Origin of the sequence: Raoultella sp. T31 (genome assembly GCF_002806725.1) — a bacterium.
Taxonomy (GTDB): Bacteria; Pseudomonadota; Gammaproteobacteria; order Enterobacterales; family Enterobacteriaceae; genus Klebsiella; species Klebsiella electrica.
Genome location: NZ_PIBO01000008.1, coordinates 88,675 through 103,951 on the forward strand (window position 1 = coordinate 88,675; position 15,277 = coordinate 103,951).

Here is a 15,277-nt window from a genome sequence, read left to right on the forward strand (position 1 = left end):
CCTTTTTGTGTAGTGACTCAAAGTATTTGGCTGAGATGGAGTTGTCCCATCAGCAGAGGGTTATCGCGATAGTCGACCGGAATGGCGACCACCGCCGGGCCATCGACGTCCATGGCGGCACGCAGCGTCGGTTCCAGCGCGTCGGCGCTCTCCACCGAAAAGCCTTTGGCCCCGAAGGATTCGGCGTAGGCTTTGAAATCAACCGGGCCGAACTCCACGCCGGAGAGGCGCTGATATTTTTTCTGTTCCTGAATCGCCACCATGTTGTAACCGTTGTCGACCCAGATGATGTGCAGGATATTGGCCCGCAGCCGGACGGCGGTCTCCAGCTCCATGCTGGATTGCAGGAAGCCGCCATCGCCGGAGACCGAGACCACTTTGCGCTGCGGATTGACCAGCCACGCGCCGATTGCCCACGGCAGCGCGACGCCCATCGTCTGCTGACCGTTGGAAATCATCACCTGGCGGGCGCGGAAGCTGTACAGGTAGCGGGCGATCCAGATATGGAAGCTGCCCATGTCAACGGTGAGGGTGACATCGCTGTTGACGATATCCTGCATCGCCCGCACGATGCGCAGCGGATGGAGGGCGAATTGATTAAGCTGCGCACCGCGGCGGTCGAGCAGCTCGCGCTGATGCTGGCGATCGGTGAGGATCTCCGCCGCCTGCGGGGTTAACACCAGCTTATGGCTGATGCGCCCGGTCAGTTTGTTCAGCGTCGCGGCGATATCGCCTACCAGCTCGATATCCGGGGTGTAGTTACGTTCTTCATAAGCGGGCAGCACGTCGATATGCACCAGCGTCGCATTGCCGAGGTTCCACATCGCTGGTTCATATTCGACCGGGCTGTAGCCGATGCAGATGATCAGGTCGGCGAGGTGGAGCAGGCGGTCGCCGGCCTGGTTGTTAAACAGTCCGACCCGCCCGGCGAAGCGCGCGAAATGCTGCTGATTGACCGCCCCGGCGGCCTGGTAGGTACTGGTGACCGGAATATGACTCTGTTCCAGCAGCTGGTGCAGGGCACGGCTGTTTTCCGGCTGGCTGGCCATCAGCCCGAGCAGGAACACCGGGTTTTTGGCGGCGGCGATCATCTGCGCGACCTTCTCGATGGCCTCGTCCGGGGCCGAGCCCATTTGCGGAGCGTTGCCGGCCGGAAGAATCGCGCCGTGGGTGGGTTGATCGACAACATCCTGCGGCAGGCTGATAAAGGCGCTGCCCGGGCGTCCTTGTTCAGCGGCGCGGAAGGCGTTGGAGACCACTTCCGCCAGTGCGTCGGAGGCGGTCACCTCAACGGCGTATTTGGTCACCGGGCTGAACATCGCCACGGTATCCATGCTTTGATGGACCAGCTTGGCCTTGTCCGCGCGCTTAACCGCACCGCCCAGCGCCACCACCGGATCGCCTTCGCTGTTCGCGGTGGCCATGCCGGTAATCAGATTCGAACAGCCCGGGCCGGAGGTGACCAGCGCGACGCCCGCTTTACCGGTCAGGCGACCGACGGCCGCGGCCATAAACGCGGCGTTAGCTTCATGGCGTACGGGAATAATCCGGATGCTGGAGTCGAGCAGCGAATCGAAGACTTTATCTATTTTAGCGCCGGGGATACCGAAGACCTGGCGTACACCCTGGGCCTCAAGTTGACTGACTACCATATCCGCGCCGTGCGCCCACTGGCGTTCGTGACGTTGATTGTCCATATGAAGCTCCTTAGTTTTCTACCGCGCGGATGGCGGCGTCGAGATTGTCAGGATGCAAATCGGCCTGGAGAAAAGCGCTGTCGGCCGGGAGGTCAATCAGCAGCTTGTGGATCTCGCCGAAGGTCAGCACGCCGCTATCGAGCTGGTAATCCAGCAGATGGCCGCCGCCCTGGCGATCGTCGGTGATGAAATGCTCGTGATAGCCGGCGACGTTAATCCCCTGCATATGCTGCGGGGTGCGAAAACCGACCAGTATCCCTTTGCGCTGGTTGAAGCGGAATACCGGCTGGTCGTCGAGAACATCGGTCATCGCCCGGTAGGGCGGGGTCTGACGGGGCACGGTCCGGGTATGGGCGTGGCGAAAATGGCCGTCGATATGCAGGGCGCAGAACAGATTGTCGGAGGGGATCTGCTGGTCGATTATCTCGTGTAACTGCTGGCGGTTAACCGGATGGTCGAAGCTGACGCGGTACTGCGGCCGAAACCAGGTCATCACCGCGAACGGCGTTTTTTGCTCCGGGCGGGCTTTGCGCGCGCTGCCGTCGGCACGCAGCTGATAGACTTCGCTGCTGAAGGCGATCAGCTCGCCGTCAAGTTCATTAAAGGTTCCGAGACCGAAGTCGCCGTGGGTGAGCAGGTCAGCGATGGTGGTATTGCCCTCATAGACGCCGCTCAGGAGCGCGCTCATCAAAGAGGTCTGATAGATAACGCTATCAGGATGGCGGGCAGAAAAACCGCGTATGGTTTCGCACAGGCTCTGCTGGCAGGTGCATGCAGAAGGATGGGTCATCAGATACTTCCTCGTTCAACACAGATAAGAAAGATTAAATAATTGTTGACCCGATTCAGCTCTCAGTTCCAATATAGAAAACATGCTGGTTTGAGACGTTTTTGATATGGAACTTCGTTATCTACGCTATTTTGTCGCCGTGGCCGAGGCGCGGAATTTTACCCGCGCCGCCCGGGAACTCGGTATTTCTCAACCGCCATTAAGTCAGCAGATTCAGCGGCTTGAGCGAGAAATCGGCACACCGCTGCTGCGTCGTCTGACGCGGGGAATCGAGCTGACGGAAGCGGGGGAATCGTTTTATGAAGATGCCTGCCAGATCCTGGCTCTTAGCGACGCGGCGCTGGAAAAGACCAAAGGCATCGCCCGCGGGATGAACGGAAGCCTGGCGTTAGGCATCACCAGTTCTAATGCTTTTCATCCGCAAATTTTCGCGCTGCTGCGCCAGTTTCAGCTGCGCTATCCGGCGGTCAGCCTGCGCCAGGTCGAGGGCAATATGGCGGCGCTGATGAGCGCGCTGGGGGACGGGGAGTTGGATATTGCCTTTGTGCGCCTGCCGTGCGAAAGCAGCAAAGCGTTTAACCTGCGGATTATCGATGTGGAGCCGATGGTTATCGCCCTTCACCGCGACCACCCGCTTGCCGGTGAGGCCATGCTGGCGCTGGTACAGTTGCGGGAGACCGCGCCGATTCTGTTTCCGCGCGAGGTGGCTCCGGGGCTGTATGAGCAGGTATTTAATAGCTGTTTGCGCGCCGGTATCGATATGCGCCAGGCGAGGCAATCTTCGCAACTCTCCTCCTCCTTAAGCATGGTCGCCGCCGGATTCGGTTTTGCGCTGGTGCCGCAGTCGATGTCCTGTATTCAACACCCTGACGTCATCTATCACCCGCTGGCGGGGACGCCAGTGACGACGGATATTGCGATTGCCTGGCGGCGATTCGAACGTTCGCGGACGGTAAAACGTTTCCTGGAGATGTTTTAGCTGCCCCGGTCTGCTCTCGGGGCCGTCATCCGCGGGCGGGCGCGGCTATGCAAGGTAGACGTTAGCCGCCGTCGGACCGCGCAGGCCGTTGACCCGGCGAAATTCAACGCGAATACCTGGGATAATGTTTTCTGATTCACCTGGGGATAAGGCGGAAATATGGACCTGAACGTCTTTACGACCATCGGAGGGAATAATAAGGCCTTTGCCGGTTTTATTATCAAACGCTTTGACAATGCCTGTCATTTTTTGCAACAAATAAAATCCTTGTAAAAATAAGTACCGTCGCACTATACCTTAATCGGACAATAAAGCTATCGATTTTATTTTTTATCAGAGCACTCTTACCGCCGAAAAAATAAACCTTGCTAATAAATATACCCTGTGCATTAATAGTCTGGTCGGTTTGTCAGACAGAAAAAAGTTCACCAAAGCAGTTCACCAAAGCAGTTCACCAAAGCAGTTCACCAAAGCAGTTCACCAAAGCAGTTCACCAAAGCAGTTCACCAAAGCAGTTCACCAAAGCAGTTCACTAAAGCAGTCCTCATTTCCAGGCGTTATCGCTGATATCTCTTTCCTTGAGTCCCTTCATTAAGTGTTAAGTTGATTGCGTGCGCAAACCCGTTTGGCGATTAAGGACGCATACAAAGGAATATTGAATGTCGAATAAAATGACTGGTTTAGTCAAATGGTTTAACGCAGATAAAGGCTTCGGCTTCATTACGCCGGCCGACGGCGGCAAGGATATTTTCGTCCACTTTTCTGCGATTCAAAACGAAGATTTCCGCGCCCTGTTTGAAGGGCAGAAGGTCGAGTTTGTGGTCGGCAGTGGCGCGAAAGGCCCGGCGGCGACAAACGTTTCCATCGTAGGATAAGTATGCTGAACGTGGGTGACCGGCGCTAGCGAAGATGGCAGCAGCCTGAGTAGACCGCTTCACCCAAATAACAGGCAGCATAAATTTAAAACCCGCCAGCGTGCGGGTTTTCTGTTTGCCAGAAAATAATGGCCGATGGCGTCATTCATTCAGTGCGATAAGAATAATTTAACCGCGTCTGGCATCAGGCGATTAAGCCGCATTTTTTGCTGTGGTCTGGAAAAGTTTGTGGCAATAGGGGCAAATGAGCCGGGAGCCTTTTTGTACTCGGCTGAAGCTATGTTCGGAATCCTGGGAGCAATGAGGGCAGGTACATTTTACAAGATAATTACGGCGGTTTTTGCTATCTTTCCGGTCTGACATAGGATTTCCTGGCTGATTTAATGGCCTGAAACCATACAGCATTATTAAATAAATAGCCCGCACTCATTGTCTTTTGTCGAAAATAAACCGGCGGCAGGGAGATATTTCGCTGGAGAAAATGCGGTGCGCCGGGCGCCGTATGCCTGCCGCTGGATAACCCGCCGATTGAGAAGTGTATCGGGGTTATCCATGCCGGTCATCTGCAGTTGTCGAAGGCGGCGCAGGCGTTGCTGGGGACACTGAAAGGGGCGCTTGCGACTTGAATGACGGGCGAGAATAAAAAAACCGGCGTGGTTAGCCGGTTCAGGAATCAGATTTTGCAGGCGTCGCCGCAATCATCATCGGCAACGATCGCTTCGGCTTTTTTGTCAGCATCTTCAAGGCGTTCGGCATTGCGTTCTTGCGCCTCTTCCAGACCGCTGAAGACCAGATTGTCGAGATCAATTTCCATGAGTTACCCACTTTCGTTCAGTTTTGACGGTGGTCAGTATAGGGCAAAACCACGGCAGGATGAACCCTCGCCGCCCCGTTACCGCACAGAGCGATAATGCCGACGCCGGGCGGCCCGACGGCGACAGCCTGGGGCGGTCCTGCTTTGTCGCGATGCAGGACAACGACCTCAGGCGCAGGGCCTCGCGGTTTAGCCGGAGGCGACCACCTCATGGCAGGCCACATAGTGACCGTCGGCTATCTCACGCAGGGCGGGGATGTCGCGGCGACAGCGGTCGTTGGCCTGGGGACAGCGGGAGGAAAAGCGGCAGCCGGGCGGTGGATTCGACGGATCGGGAAGCTCGCCTTGTACGACCGCGACGGGTTCTGCGTGCGGGTCGAGCGTCGGTACCGCGGCCAGCAGCGTCTGGGTGTAGGGGTGGCGCGGCTGGGCAAACAGCGCATCGCGGCTGGCGGTCTCCACCAGCTGTCCGAGATACATCACCGCCACGTCATCGCACAGATGTTCCACTACGCCAAGGTCATGGGAGATAAACAGAAAGGTGACGCCGAAATCGTCGCGCAAATCGGAAAACAGATTGATGATCTGCGCCTGAATAGAGACATCCAGCGCCGAGATCGGCTCGTCGGCAATGATAAAGTCCGGATTGAGAATCAGCGCGCGGGCGATACCGATCCGCTGACGCTGACCGCCTGAGAACTCATGGGGAAAGCGGTTGTAGTGCTGGGGCGCGAGGCCGCAGATCTGCATCACCGCAATCACCTTGTCATACAGCTCCGCCCGGCTGCACAGCTTATGCTGCAACATGGCTTCGCCGATCGCCTCGCCGATGCGGATCCGCGGGTTAAGCGAACTGTAGGGGGCCTGAAACACCAGCTGGATGAACGCGCGCATTGCGCCAGTGGCGATCGAAGTGGTAACGGTTGCTGGTCGCCCGGGTGCCGCTGAGTTCAAACAGGCGGCTGGCGGCGTCAAGGGCGACTTCGGTGGTGAACACTTTGGCCCGGGCCACGGCGATGGAGGCCTGCGCCACATGCTCCTCGCTGAGATCATGTTTGAAGCGGTCGAGGACCTTGCCCGCCTGCTCCAGCAGCGCCTCGGAGGCGGCCAGTCGGCTATCGATCTGCCCGATATGGTAGATGGTGAGCGGATCGTCGCTGGCCCGTTCGACGCCGGCATCAATCCACGGGCGGGCGAACTGGCGCACGAACGCGACCGTATCATTGAGAGCCGCGCGGGCGATCCCGGCATCAATCGCAGCGGTGGTGAGCTGGGCGAAGGGGCCGGCGAGCGTCGGCACGGCATAAGATTTCCACGTCGGGAAAAGATGGAACGGCGCGACCGCCAGGTTCTCCGCCAGGACCGTACCGCTGGCGGTATTGCGCTGACCCAGGCAGTCCCAGTCATCGAGCACCGTCAGACCGGCGCTGTCACGCGGCACGAAGGCCAGTTGCGCGCGATCGTCGGCGTCCAGCGCCAGAATGCCGATCCAGTGGGCGTAGAGCGATCCGGTGCAATAGCCCTTGCGCCCGTTGATGTACAGACCATCACCGCGACTTTCCAGGCGGGTGCGGATATCGAGCACCGTTTTGCCGCCGGTCTCGGAGAGCGCGTTGGCGAAACGATGCCCCTGCAGCACCAGGCCAAAAAAGAAGGCCTGCTGCTCTGGGCTGCCCTGCAGGCGAATATCCTCAAGCAGGCAGTAGTGGTTTTGCGGGATTTGCCCGAGCGACGGATCGGCGGCGGAGATGATGGCAATCACCTGGGCGAGGGTCGCGGCGGAAACCTCGGCACCGCCCCATTGGCGCGGCACCGTAATGCCCCACAGACCGCTGTTGGAGAAGGTATCGATAATCTCTGGCGCGACCGTGCCGCTGCGGTCGCGTTCTGCGGCTCCCGGTTGCAGCAGCAGGGCTATCTCGTGGGCAATGGCGATGGCTTCTTCATCGCTGCGGATGACATAGGCATCCGGCGAATGCGGGTATAGCTGACAGGCGTTTGGCGTTCTGACATACGGATTTCTCGTGTTAACTCAATGGTTATATGCAAAAAATAGATAAATAAATAACCTATAATTCCAGCGTGTTATATGTGAATAGCAAAGCCTGTGCCAGCTCGCGACGACTTTTTAGATGGTTAAAATCAATGGATTAGGTTTTTATCTGCGCCGGTGGGCTGCTGCAAATGCAGCGACGGTGGCAGCAGGCTGTTGCATTTCCGCCAGCCTGCGGCGGGAAAATTGAATATTGCCGTCCATGACATTCCGTTAGCGGTGGCGCGAGGCCTGGTTTGGCGAGGCGGATAACATCCATATTAACGGCTGTCGCTCCGACACGCGGGCGGAACGGCATGAATTTGCTCTGCCGGGAGCTTGTTGGCACGTTCAAAATCAAAACATGCATGCTGGCGGGCAGGGAAATCAGCCGTGGAGAGCGCTTTTTTTGCACGCGGTTATTTCCAGATTGACATATATGAATTAGCATATGTGTTAATGTCACGTAAGGAACCGAAAATGCCGCATCCGCTAGAAGTCTTTAAAGTCTTGTCCGACGCCACGCGCCTGACGGTCGTGATGTTGCTCAGAGAGCGAGGTGAGCTGTGCGTCTGCGATATTTGCGCGCTGACAGCGGAGTCTCAGCCCAAAATATCCCGTCACATGGCGATTCTTCGCCAGAGCGGGCTGGTTATTGACCGTCGGGAAGGGAAATGGGTGCACTACCGCTTGTCGCCGCATATGCCGGCCTGGGCGGCAGAGATCGTCGACAGCGCATGGCGATGCCTGCGGGATGAGGTGCGCGCCTGGCTGGCTGACGCGGCGCCGTCTTCCTGCTGATGACCGCTTAATATATCTGTTATTACATATTTGATGGGGTGGAGCATGCTGCTCGCAGGGACCATTTTCTTATTCACACTGCTGCTGGTTATCTGGCAGCCGAAGGGACTCGGCATCGGCTGGAGCGCGAGCCTCGGGGCGGTGCTGGCGCTGGCGTCCGGCGTTATTCAACTGAGCGATATTCCGCTGGTGTGGAATATTGTCTGGAACGCCACGGCGGCGTTTATTGCGGTGATCGTTATCAGCCTGCTGCTGGACGAGTCGGGTTTTTTCTCCTGGGCGGCCCTGCACGTCGCCCGCTGGGGGAACGGGCGCGGGCGGATGCTGTTTAGCTGGATAATTGTGCTGGGCGCCGTCGTGGCCGCGCTGTTTGCTAACGATGGCGCGGCGCTGATTCTGACCCCCATCGTCATCGCGATGCTGTCGGCGCTGGGGTTCAGCCCGCGCGCGACGCTGGCCTTTGTGATGGCCGCCGGGTTTATTGCCGATACCGCCAGCCTGCCGCTGGTGGTGTCGAATCTGGTCAATATTGTTTCGGCCGACTTTTTCCATCTGGGCTTCAGCACCTATGCGGCGGTTATGGTGCCGGTCGATATCGCGGCGATCCTCGCGACCCTGGCGATGCTGCATCTGGTCTTTCGCCGCGATATTCCGCCGGTCTACGATCTGGCGCTGTTGCCTGAACCGGCCAGCGCGATTAAAGACCGTCCGACGTTCCTGACCGGCTGGGTGGTGCTGGTGGCGCTGCTGGCCGGCTTTTTCGTCCTCGAACCGCGGGGGATCCCGGTCAGTGCGATTGCCGCCACCGGAGCCGCGGTGCTGCTGGCGGTAGCGAAAACGGGACGGGTCATTAATACGGGCAACGTGCTGCGCGGCGCGCCGTGGCAAATCGTCGTCTTTTCGCTGGGGATGTATCTGGTTGTCTACGGTCTGCGCAATGCCGGGTTAACCGCGGCGCTCTCCGCGGTGCTGAATGTGTTGGCGGAAAACGGGCTGTGGGTGGCGACGTTCGGTACCGGGGTGCTGACGGCGTTCCTCTCGTCGCTGATGAATAATATGCCGACGGTACTGGTCGGGGCGCTGTCCATTGATGGCAGCGCGGCAACCGGGGTGATCAAAGAGGCGATGATCTACGCCAACGTCATTGGCTGCGATCTAGGGCCTAAAATCACGCCCATCGGCAGCCTTGCGACGCTGCTCTGGCTGCATGTTCTGGCGCAAAAGAACAGGGCTATCTCCTGGGGCTACTATTTCCGTACCGGGATCGTTATGACCCTGCCGGTACTGCTGGTGACGCTGGCCGCACTGGCCTGGCGTCTCTCTTTTTCTCTGTCGTGAGAACCTGATATGAGCAATACCCTCATTTATCACAACCCGGATTGCGGCACGTCGCGCAATACGCTGGCCATGATCCGCAACAGCGGTATTGAGCCGACGATTATCTACTATCTCGACACGCCGCCGTCGCGGGAAGAGTTAGTGGCACTGATTGCGGCGATGGGGATAACGGTGCGCGCGCTGCTGCGCAAAAACGTCGAACCCTACGCGCAGCTGGGGCTTGATGATGACACCCTTAGCGATGAACAACTGATCGCGTGTATGTTGCAGCAGCCGATCCTGATTAACCGGCCCATCGTGGTCACCCCGTTGGGCACACGCCTTTGTCGTCCGTCGGAAGTGGTGCTGGAGATCCTTACCCAGCCGCAGAAACAGCCATTTCGCAAGGAGGATGGGGAATGGGTCGTGGCGCCTTCAGACCAGCGGTTGCCATAAGGTACCCGGCCCGGCAAATCCCGCTTCAGCCTGAGTGAAAAAGCGCCTGGCGTGCAGTCCTGACGAGTCCCGCTATAGGTTGACAGAGCCGGGTGGATGCATGATCATGCTCTTTGATGCTCGATTAAGATGAATTAAGGAGTTGGTTTGCTCGATTATGCGGCTTTCCCCCAACAACGACAAGCGCTGATTTGTCAGATCCTGCAGGAAAATGGTCGGGTGGTTTGTAGCGAGCTGGCCAGCCGCTTAAACGTCTCTGAGCATACCATTCGCCGGGATCTGCATGAACTTAGCAAAGACGGGTTCTGTAAAAAGGTGTACGGCGGCGCGGTAATGAACCTGCCGGAAGCCGGGGATTACAGTGAGCGGAAAGACAAAAATGCGGCAACAAAGCTCAGAATCGCGCAGAAATGCGCAAGACTGGTGAAGCCCGGCGGCTGCATTTTTATCGATACCGGTACCACCAATCTGGCGATGGCGGAGGTGCTGCCTGCCGAGCTGGCGTTAACGGTGGTGACCAATTCGCCGGAAATCGCCGCAGAGCTGCTCAAAAAGCCGCTGTATGACGTGGTGATGCTTGGCGGGCAGGTTCAGCGAGCGTCGGGCGGCTGCGTGGGGACCTCGGCGGTGGCTCAGTTGCAGGGGGTGCTGTTTGATCAGGGGTTTATCGGCGGCTGCGCGATGGCGCCGGAATCCGGCCTGACCGGGTTTGACTATGCCGATTGCGAATTTAAAAAAGCGGTGATTAAACAGTGCAGTGAAATTATCGTCGGGCTGACCTCGGATAAAATTCCGGCGGTGGCCCGTTTCGTGGTCGCGCAAAGCAGCGATATCGATGTGCTGGTGGTGGAGGAGAACATCAGTCGTGAGTATCGCGACACGTTTCGCGAGCACGATATCCGTATTTATACCGTCTGACCCGTTGCCCGCGCGATGGCTAACCCCCGTAGACTTAGCCGCTGCCGGGTATTGCTCGCCCGCCTGCCGGTAAACGATCGGCGCTGCAACCGACAGATTGCATTTGAATAACGATTCCTATTCTTTGCCGCGATGCTACACTGACAAACTGTGATCTTTGTCATACCATAATTCATACCGAGAAAAGAGACACTGCTATGCAACATATCATTGAGGGTTTCCTCAACTTCCAGAAAGAGATCTTCCCGCAGCGTAAAGAGCTGTTCCGTAGCCTGGCCTCCAGCCAGAATCCCAAAGCGCTGTTTATCTCCTGTTCTGATAGCCGCCTGGTGCCAGAACTGGTCACCCAGCAGGAACCTGGACAACTCTTTGTCATTCGTAACGCGGGGAATATCGTGCCCTCATTCGGGCCAGAGCCAGGCGGCGTTTCTGCGACTATCGAATATGCCGTAGTGGCGCTGGGCGTCACCGATATTGTTATTTGCGGTCACTCCAACTGCGGCGCGATGAGTGCGGTCGCGACCTGTCAGTGCCTGGATCCGATGCCGGCGGTGGCGCACTGGCTGCGCTATGCCGATGCGGCAAAAGCGGTGGTCGAAAAAGGCACCTGGAACAGTGAAATCGATAAAGTGAATGCGATGGTACGGGAAAACGTTATCGCACAGCTGAACAATATCAAAACTCACCCGTCGGTTGCCGTCGGTCTGCGTGATAAGGCGCTGCGCCTGCACGGCTGGGTTTATGATATTGAAAGCGGAGCCATCGGCGCGCTGGACAAGAACACCAAAACCTTCGTCTCGCTGTCCGAGAACCCGGCCGTCTACTTCGAGTAATTGCTCTCTTCAGGGCAGGGAAGCCCTGTGTAGCGGTGCTTTGGTTACTGCCCGTCGCCCCCTTGAGCTGAACCCGACAACGTTACAGCTCTGTCAGCGGCAAACGCCTGCGGCGGCGAAACGCCGGCCGGGAAATGGCGCCTGCTATGGCTTCAGCCATTCCGGCGCAGGCGGTAATACCTTGCACAAACGGCTGGTCATGCATTAACCACGGTAGCGCTGCAAACGCCACGCGACCGCGGACCTCCGCAGGTTCTTGTAACGTGTAGTCATCCCCCACATCCGGGATATCGTCGCCGGTCGCCTGGAGCTGTTCCCGTAACGTCGGGAAGGGCAGATCGTTGGTTTTTAGCGCTTTTTGTCCGCGCGCATCGATAAAAACATCATAGGTATCGCCGGTTTCCCGCGTGGTTATCCGCGTTTTGTCCTCTTCAATCGTCATCTGGTAATCCTCGCCGAGGGCGACAATGCGGATGACCCCGGCTTCGCGCAGCGCCAGCAGGCGGCGGATCGATTCCGACGGAATAGCGGCGTAATTATCGATGAACACCCTCGCGAGCCCGGCGCGAAAGCGCTGGCTATCCCGTGCATCCAGATGCGGGACAATCTCCTGCACGGCCTCATGCAGCCGGAGGAGGCTATACCGCCATGCCACGGTGTATTTCTCGCGCTTGTTGCGTTCGACTTCCATAAGGTTGGCCTGCGCCCAGTGAAACGGGTCGTGTTTGCGCCGTTCAGCAAACCACGCGTCGCTGAAGCTGTCGGCGTCCAGCGTCGGGAGGGCGATGCGGGCACTCCATTGCGGATCGGCGCGGGCAATCTCCTGCGCCATCAGCCGGAAGACGCGGTCAAGCAACCCCTTCGCACCGGCGGCAATCGCCTTGTCCAGCGCGTCAGGGGTCACCACCGCCAGCGGTTCGTAGGGAATCGGGCAGTAAAAATCCGCCTCCGGCAAAATACCGGCGCGCGACATCAGGACGATATTCAGCGCTTCGCTGGCCGGATTGAGCCTGAACTGCAGCGGTCGTTCGGCGGATTCGACAAACTCGCCGTGCTGCATCACCACGGCCATCGCGGCGTCAATTCCGCTCAACGAGGTGCCCATGATACCGACTCTGCAGGCCGGGATCTGCGCATCCATCAGGCCGGACCACGGACTGGGGAAGAAGGTCCGGGTGGACTCCTCCTCAGCGGGCCAGACGTGGCCTGTGGCGATGACCGCGAGATCGAAATGCTCCGCCACCGGCTCACCTTGCGCCCATAACCTGACGCCTTCTGCCGTGGCCTGCAGGTCGGTGACCTCACAGGATTCATGCACCGTCAGCGGGAAGCCCTGTTGTCTGGCCCTGGCGGTCAGGCCGATAAACTGGTCGCGAAAATACTCGCCGAGCAGGACCCGCGGAAGAAACTGGCGTACATGCAGCGAGTCATGGCTGACGCCATAGCGGGCCAGGTGCTCCTCGCTTTGCTGCTTCAGCCAGTCGATATAGCGACAGAGGATCGGCGGGATTTCAATACTGGCGATATTGGCCAGCATCATGCGCGAGTTTTCTTCGTCGCTGTATGGCATGCCGACGCCAGCCTGACGCGCCTGCTCATAGACCGTCACCGCCAGCGGCTGCTGATGTTTTAACAGGGAAAACAGCGTGTAAATCCCGGTGGGACCGGCGCCGATAATCGCAATTTTCTTCATGCATAATCACCCGTGATAAACGTTCTTCCATTGCAGTTTCCCGTCTGTCGGACGGTGAAGCGGGAAAAGCGATCTCCGCCTTCGGTACGGCGGAGGGCATCGGGTTTAAGTGTGGTCGAAAACTCCGGCACTAGCCAGCCGGGCGTCATTTGCTCTGCTGTTGCATCTGGCTTGCCCCCCGGGCAATAAAAAAGGGGGCGCTGCCCCCGATGAGGGTTCCGCTTGATATCGCTCACGGCAACGGAAACTGTTGAAAGGCCGGATGGGCTTCGGCGATGTCGCGATGGGCGCAAATATCCTGGAAATCATGCGCCTTAACCACGTCGGGGATCATTGCCTGAATAAAGGTCCATACCACGGCGCTGGTGACCGAGACCTGATCGAGCCGGGCGTTGGGCGCGCGATTTTCCAGCGCGGCGTTCCATTCCCGGCAGGCCGCCAGCAACTGCCAGGTGATGCGTTCGATCCACGGTTGATGCTGTTTCTCTGGCGGCCGTAAGCGATGCTCGTAAACATGCTGTACGGCTTTTTCGCTGGCAGCCAGAATTAATCCCAGCGTCTGAAGATCTTCGGCCAGTGCAGGGGCGGCGACGGGGAGCAATTTACGCGGCATCTCCGCCTGGGATTCGAAGTAATTGAGGATCAGCGTCGAGTCCATCAGCCGTATGGCGTTATCCAGAATCAGCGTAGGCGCTTTAACCACCGGGTTGATTTTTGAGAACGGCTCAACGGCACTAAATACCGACAGCGGCAGATGTTCAAATTCGACGCCGTACAGCGCCAGAGATACCGCCACGCGTCTCACGTAAGGAGAGTCCATCATGCCAATGAGTTTCATCATGATTCCTGTTTTCCTGTCTCTGAAAGGAGAATTCCGGGCTAATCAAGGTGCCAGGGAGGGCTATCACGGCGCGCGTCGCCCCTGGCAGCAGAGAGACATTACGCTAAATGGCCGATGACGAATATTACGCATTTCTTACCTGAGATGTCAGAATCACTGACCGGTATTGTCGCCTGCGGTGTAAACCGCAGGGTTATGGTAACGTTGACCTCCTGGAGCGGGAACACAAGGAGCTGCTTGATGTCGGATTACCCACCGATCGCCAGTTTACGCAGTTTTGAGGCCGTGGCCCGGCTTGGTAGCGTGACGCTGGCGGCGAAAGAGCTGCATGTCACCCATTCTGCGATCAGTCAGCAAATTAAAGTGCTGGAAGAGATGCTCGGCGTGAGATTGTTTATTCGTCACGGACGCGGGGTGCAGATTAATGAAGAGGGGCGACTGTATGCGATGCATGTTCGCGAGGCGCTGAATCATATCGCCGATGCGACTCGCCTGGTCCACGTTAAGCCGCGGACGACAACGTTAACCCTGGCCGCGGTGCCTTCTTTTGCCAGCCACTGGCTATTGCCGCGCCTGGGTAGCTTTCGCGCCAGATATCCCCACATTACCTTGCGACTGCTTGCCAGCCTGACGGTTGCCAATCTACAGCAGGAGGCGGTGGATATCGCCATTCGCATGGGGAAAGGCGACTGGGAAGGGCTGGAAAGCCGCTATATGTTCGCCGATGAGCTGATTGTGGTGGCCGCGCCGCAGTATAACGGCGGCTTGCTGCCCGCGACGCCGCAGGAGGTGGCGGCCAGCCAGATTATCTTTTCGATGGAGTCGTGGAAAGCCTGGTGCCTGAAGGCCGGGCTGGAGCGAGAGATCGTTGCCAGCGGACTCTGTATTAATGATTCGAATCTGGTTCTGGAGGCCGTTAGACTCGGCAATGGCATCGCGCTGGAGCGGCGCTCGCTGGTGCAGGGCGCTATCGACCGCGGAGAGCTGGTCCAGGTCACCGCCTGCTCTGCGCCTTATCCCTGGCCGTACTGGCTGGTCACCCCGCAGCAAAGTGAAAAGAAGGCGGAAGCGGCGGTATTCATCGCCTGGCTTAATGAAGAACTTGCGGCCTGGCGTCAGCGGGGAGATTTGCCAGTGCCGCTCTAGCAGTGCCCCGGCCATGCAACGGGCGCGCTTAACGGTCGGCGGACTGGGCAAACTCCCGCGCCAGCGCCGGAAATGCGGCCAGCCC

Annotated in this window: 16 protein-coding genes and 3 pseudogenes; 9 read left to right on the plus strand and 10 right to left on the minus strand. The window is 58.2% G+C overall.

Features of this window, described 5'->3' with window-relative positions:
* Window positions 1-17: 17 nt before the first annotated feature.
* Entirely contained in the window at window positions 18-1,697 is a 1,680-nt protein-coding gene (gene alsS / locus CWM52_RS08080; RefSeq protein ID WP_100683622.1) for an acetolactate synthase AlsS, read from the minus strand.
* 10 nt (window positions 1,698-1,707) lie between these two features.
* Window positions 1,708-2,487, minus strand: a complete 780-nt coding sequence (gene budA, locus CWM52_RS08085) for an acetolactate decarboxylase (RefSeq protein WP_100683623.1) — start codon at window positions 2,485-2,487, stop codon at window positions 1,708-1,710.
* A gap of 106 nt (window positions 2,488-2,593) precedes the next feature.
* Between budA and CWM52_RS08090 the strand changes: the two genes are divergently transcribed.
* Complete coding sequence (locus CWM52_RS08090) at window positions 2,594-3,466, plus strand: LysR family transcriptional regulator (protein WP_100683624.1); 873 nt, start codon at window positions 2,594-2,596, stop codon at window positions 3,464-3,466.
* A gap of 45 nt (window positions 3,467-3,511) precedes the next feature.
* On the opposite strand, the gene cspF is transcribed toward CWM52_RS08090, so the two are convergent.
* On the minus strand, window positions 3,512-3,724 hold the full coding sequence (gene cspF / locus CWM52_RS08095) for a cold shock-like protein CspF (RefSeq protein ID WP_100683625.1): 213 nt from the start codon (window positions 3,722-3,724) through the stop codon (window positions 3,512-3,514).
* Window positions 3,725-4,125: 401 nt separating this feature from the next.
* Here cspF and cspA point away from each other — a divergent pair, with 401 nt between their 5' ends.
* Window positions 4,126-4,341 carry an RNA chaperone/antiterminator CspA gene (cspA, locus tag CWM52_RS08100; RefSeq protein WP_100683626.1) on the plus strand — a complete coding sequence of 72 codons (216 nt, stop codon included), beginning with the start codon at window positions 4,126-4,128 and terminating at the stop codon, window positions 4,339-4,341.
* Between the two features lie 192 nt (window positions 4,342-4,533).
* Here cspA and CWM52_RS26700 read toward each other — a convergent pair whose 3' ends face one another.
* Window positions 4,534-4,746, minus strand: coding sequence for a YnfU family zinc-binding protein (locus CWM52_RS26700; protein WP_407081256.1), 213 nt, complete (start codon window positions 4,744-4,746; stop codon window positions 4,534-4,536).
* 2 nt (window positions 4,747-4,748) lie between these two features.
* Window positions 4,749-4,895, minus strand: a complete 147-nt coding sequence (locus tag CWM52_RS26285) for a hypothetical protein (RefSeq protein ID WP_165785357.1) — start codon at window positions 4,893-4,895, stop codon at window positions 4,749-4,751.
* Here CWM52_RS26285 and CWM52_RS08105 point away from each other — a divergent pair.
* A pseudogene (locus CWM52_RS08105) lies at window positions 4,836-4,967 on the plus strand (LysR family transcriptional regulator); the annotation flags it as partial. The gene CWM52_RS26285 and the pseudogene CWM52_RS08105 overlap by 60 nt on opposite strands.
* 47 nt (window positions 4,968-5,014) lie before the next feature.
* On the opposite strand, the gene CWM52_RS08110 reads toward CWM52_RS08105, so the two are convergent.
* The 3 genes and pseudogenes from CWM52_RS08110 to CWM52_RS08120 form a co-directional block, all read right to left on the minus strand.
* Window positions 5,015-5,155: a hypothetical protein gene (locus tag CWM52_RS08110; RefSeq protein ID WP_004862935.1), complete on the minus strand. Its 141-nt coding sequence runs from the start codon at window positions 5,153-5,155 to the stop codon at window positions 5,015-5,017.
* Window positions 5,156-5,344: 189 nt separating this feature from the next.
* A pseudogene (locus CWM52_RS08115) lies at window positions 5,345-6,046 on the minus strand (oligopeptide/dipeptide ABC transporter ATP-binding protein); the annotation flags it as partial.
* Window positions 6,036-7,168: pseudogene (locus CWM52_RS08120) on the minus strand (SfnB family sulfur acquisition oxidoreductase); the annotation flags it as partial. The pseudogenes CWM52_RS08120 and CWM52_RS08115, both read right to left, overlap by 11 nt.
* 499 nt (window positions 7,169-7,667) lie before the next feature.
* On the opposite strand from CWM52_RS08120, the gene CWM52_RS08125 reads away from it, so the two are divergent.
* From CWM52_RS08125 to CWM52_RS08145, 5 genes are all read left to right on the plus strand, one after another.
* Complete coding sequence (locus CWM52_RS08125) at window positions 7,668-7,988, plus strand: metalloregulator ArsR/SmtB family transcription factor (RefSeq protein WP_100683628.1); 321 nt, start codon at window positions 7,668-7,670, stop codon at window positions 7,986-7,988.
* A gap of 45 nt (window positions 7,989-8,033) precedes the next feature.
* A complete protein-coding gene (locus CWM52_RS08130; protein WP_100683629.1) occupies window positions 8,034-9,326 on the plus strand; it encodes an arsenic transporter in 1,293 nt (430 codons plus the stop codon).
* 9 nt (window positions 9,327-9,335) lie between these two features.
* The gene (gene arsC, locus CWM52_RS08135; protein ID WP_100683630.1) at window positions 9,336-9,761 is read left to right on the plus strand and encodes a glutaredoxin-dependent arsenate reductase; all 426 of its coding nucleotides are present in this window, start codon (window positions 9,336-9,338) and stop codon (window positions 9,759-9,761) included.
* Between the two features lie 147 nt (window positions 9,762-9,908).
* Window positions 9,909-10,679 carry a DeoR/GlpR family DNA-binding transcription regulator gene (locus tag CWM52_RS08140; RefSeq protein WP_100683631.1) on the plus strand — a complete coding sequence of 257 codons (771 nt, stop codon included), beginning with the start codon at window positions 9,909-9,911 and terminating at the stop codon, window positions 10,677-10,679.
* A 197-nt stretch (window positions 10,680-10,876) separates the two neighbouring features.
* Window positions 10,877-11,512: a carbonic anhydrase gene (locus CWM52_RS08145; protein WP_100683632.1), complete on the plus strand. Its 636-nt coding sequence runs from the start codon at window positions 10,877-10,879 to the stop codon at window positions 11,510-11,512.
* An 82-nt stretch (window positions 11,513-11,594) separates the two neighbouring features.
* Here CWM52_RS08145 and CWM52_RS08150 read toward each other — a convergent pair whose 3' ends face one another.
* Window positions 11,595-13,205: an FAD-NAD(P)-binding protein gene (locus CWM52_RS08150; RefSeq protein WP_100683633.1), complete on the minus strand. Its 1,611-nt coding sequence runs from the start codon at window positions 13,203-13,205 to the stop codon at window positions 11,595-11,597.
* A 232-nt stretch (window positions 13,206-13,437) separates the two neighbouring features.
* Window positions 13,438-14,043 (minus strand): glutathione S-transferase, encoded by a 606-nt coding sequence (locus tag CWM52_RS08155; protein ID WP_100683634.1) that lies wholly within the window; start codon window positions 14,041-14,043, stop codon window positions 13,438-13,440.
* 243 nt (window positions 14,044-14,286) lie between these two features.
* Here CWM52_RS08155 and CWM52_RS08160 point away from each other — a divergent pair, with 243 nt between their 5' ends.
* Window positions 14,287-15,192, plus strand: a complete 906-nt coding sequence (locus CWM52_RS08160) for a LysR substrate-binding domain-containing protein (RefSeq protein ID WP_100683635.1) — start codon at window positions 14,287-14,289, stop codon at window positions 15,190-15,192.
* Window positions 15,193-15,277 lie beyond the last annotated feature (85 nt).

What these genes read in the sequence shown, in the direction of transcription:
- alsS (WP_100683622.1), bottom strand. Translation starts at nt 1,697, where the DNA reads ATGGACAATCAACGTCACGAACGCCAGTGGGCGCACGGCGCGGATATG.
- budA (WP_100683623.1), bottom strand. Translation starts at nt 2,487, where the DNA reads ATGACCCATCCTTCTGCATGCACCTGCCAGCAGAGCCTGTGCGAAACC.
- CWM52_RS08090 (WP_100683624.1), top strand. Translation starts at nt 2,594, where the DNA reads ATGGAACTTCGTTATCTACGCTATTTTGTCGCCGTGGCCGAGGCGCGG.
- cspA (WP_100683626.1), top strand. Translation starts at nt 4,126, where the DNA reads ATGTCGAATAAAATGACTGGTTTAGTCAAATGGTTTAACGCAGATAAA.
- CWM52_RS26700 (WP_407081256.1), bottom strand. Translation starts at nt 4,746, where the DNA reads ATGCTGTATGGTTTCAGGCCATTAAATCAGCCAGGAAATCCTATGTCA.
- CWM52_RS26285 (WP_165785357.1), bottom strand. Translation starts at nt 4,895, where the DNA reads ATGGATAACCCCGATACACTTCTCAATCGGCGGGTTATCCAGCGGCAG.
- CWM52_RS08110 (WP_004862935.1), bottom strand. Translation starts at nt 5,155, where the DNA reads ATGGAAATTGATCTCGACAATCTGGTCTTCAGCGGTCTGGAAGAGGCG.
- CWM52_RS08125 (WP_100683628.1), top strand. Translation starts at nt 7,668, where the DNA reads ATGCCGCATCCGCTAGAAGTCTTTAAAGTCTTGTCCGACGCCACGCGC.
- CWM52_RS08130 (WP_100683629.1), top strand. Translation starts at nt 8,034, where the DNA reads ATGCTGCTCGCAGGGACCATTTTCTTATTCACACTGCTGCTGGTTATC.
- arsC (WP_100683630.1), top strand. Translation starts at nt 9,336, where the DNA reads ATGAGCAATACCCTCATTTATCACAACCCGGATTGCGGCACGTCGCGC.
- CWM52_RS08145 (WP_100683632.1), top strand. Translation starts at nt 10,877, where the DNA reads ATGCAACATATCATTGAGGGTTTCCTCAACTTCCAGAAAGAGATCTTC.
- CWM52_RS08150 (WP_100683633.1), bottom strand. Translation starts at nt 13,205, where the DNA reads ATGAAGAAAATTGCGATTATCGGCGCCGGTCCCACCGGGATTTACACG.
- CWM52_RS08155 (WP_100683634.1), bottom strand. Translation starts at nt 14,043, where the DNA reads ATGAAACTCATTGGCATGATGGACTCTCCTTACGTGAGACGCGTGGCG.
- CWM52_RS08160 (WP_100683635.1), top strand. Translation starts at nt 14,287, where the DNA reads ATGTCGGATTACCCACCGATCGCCAGTTTACGCAGTTTTGAGGCCGTG.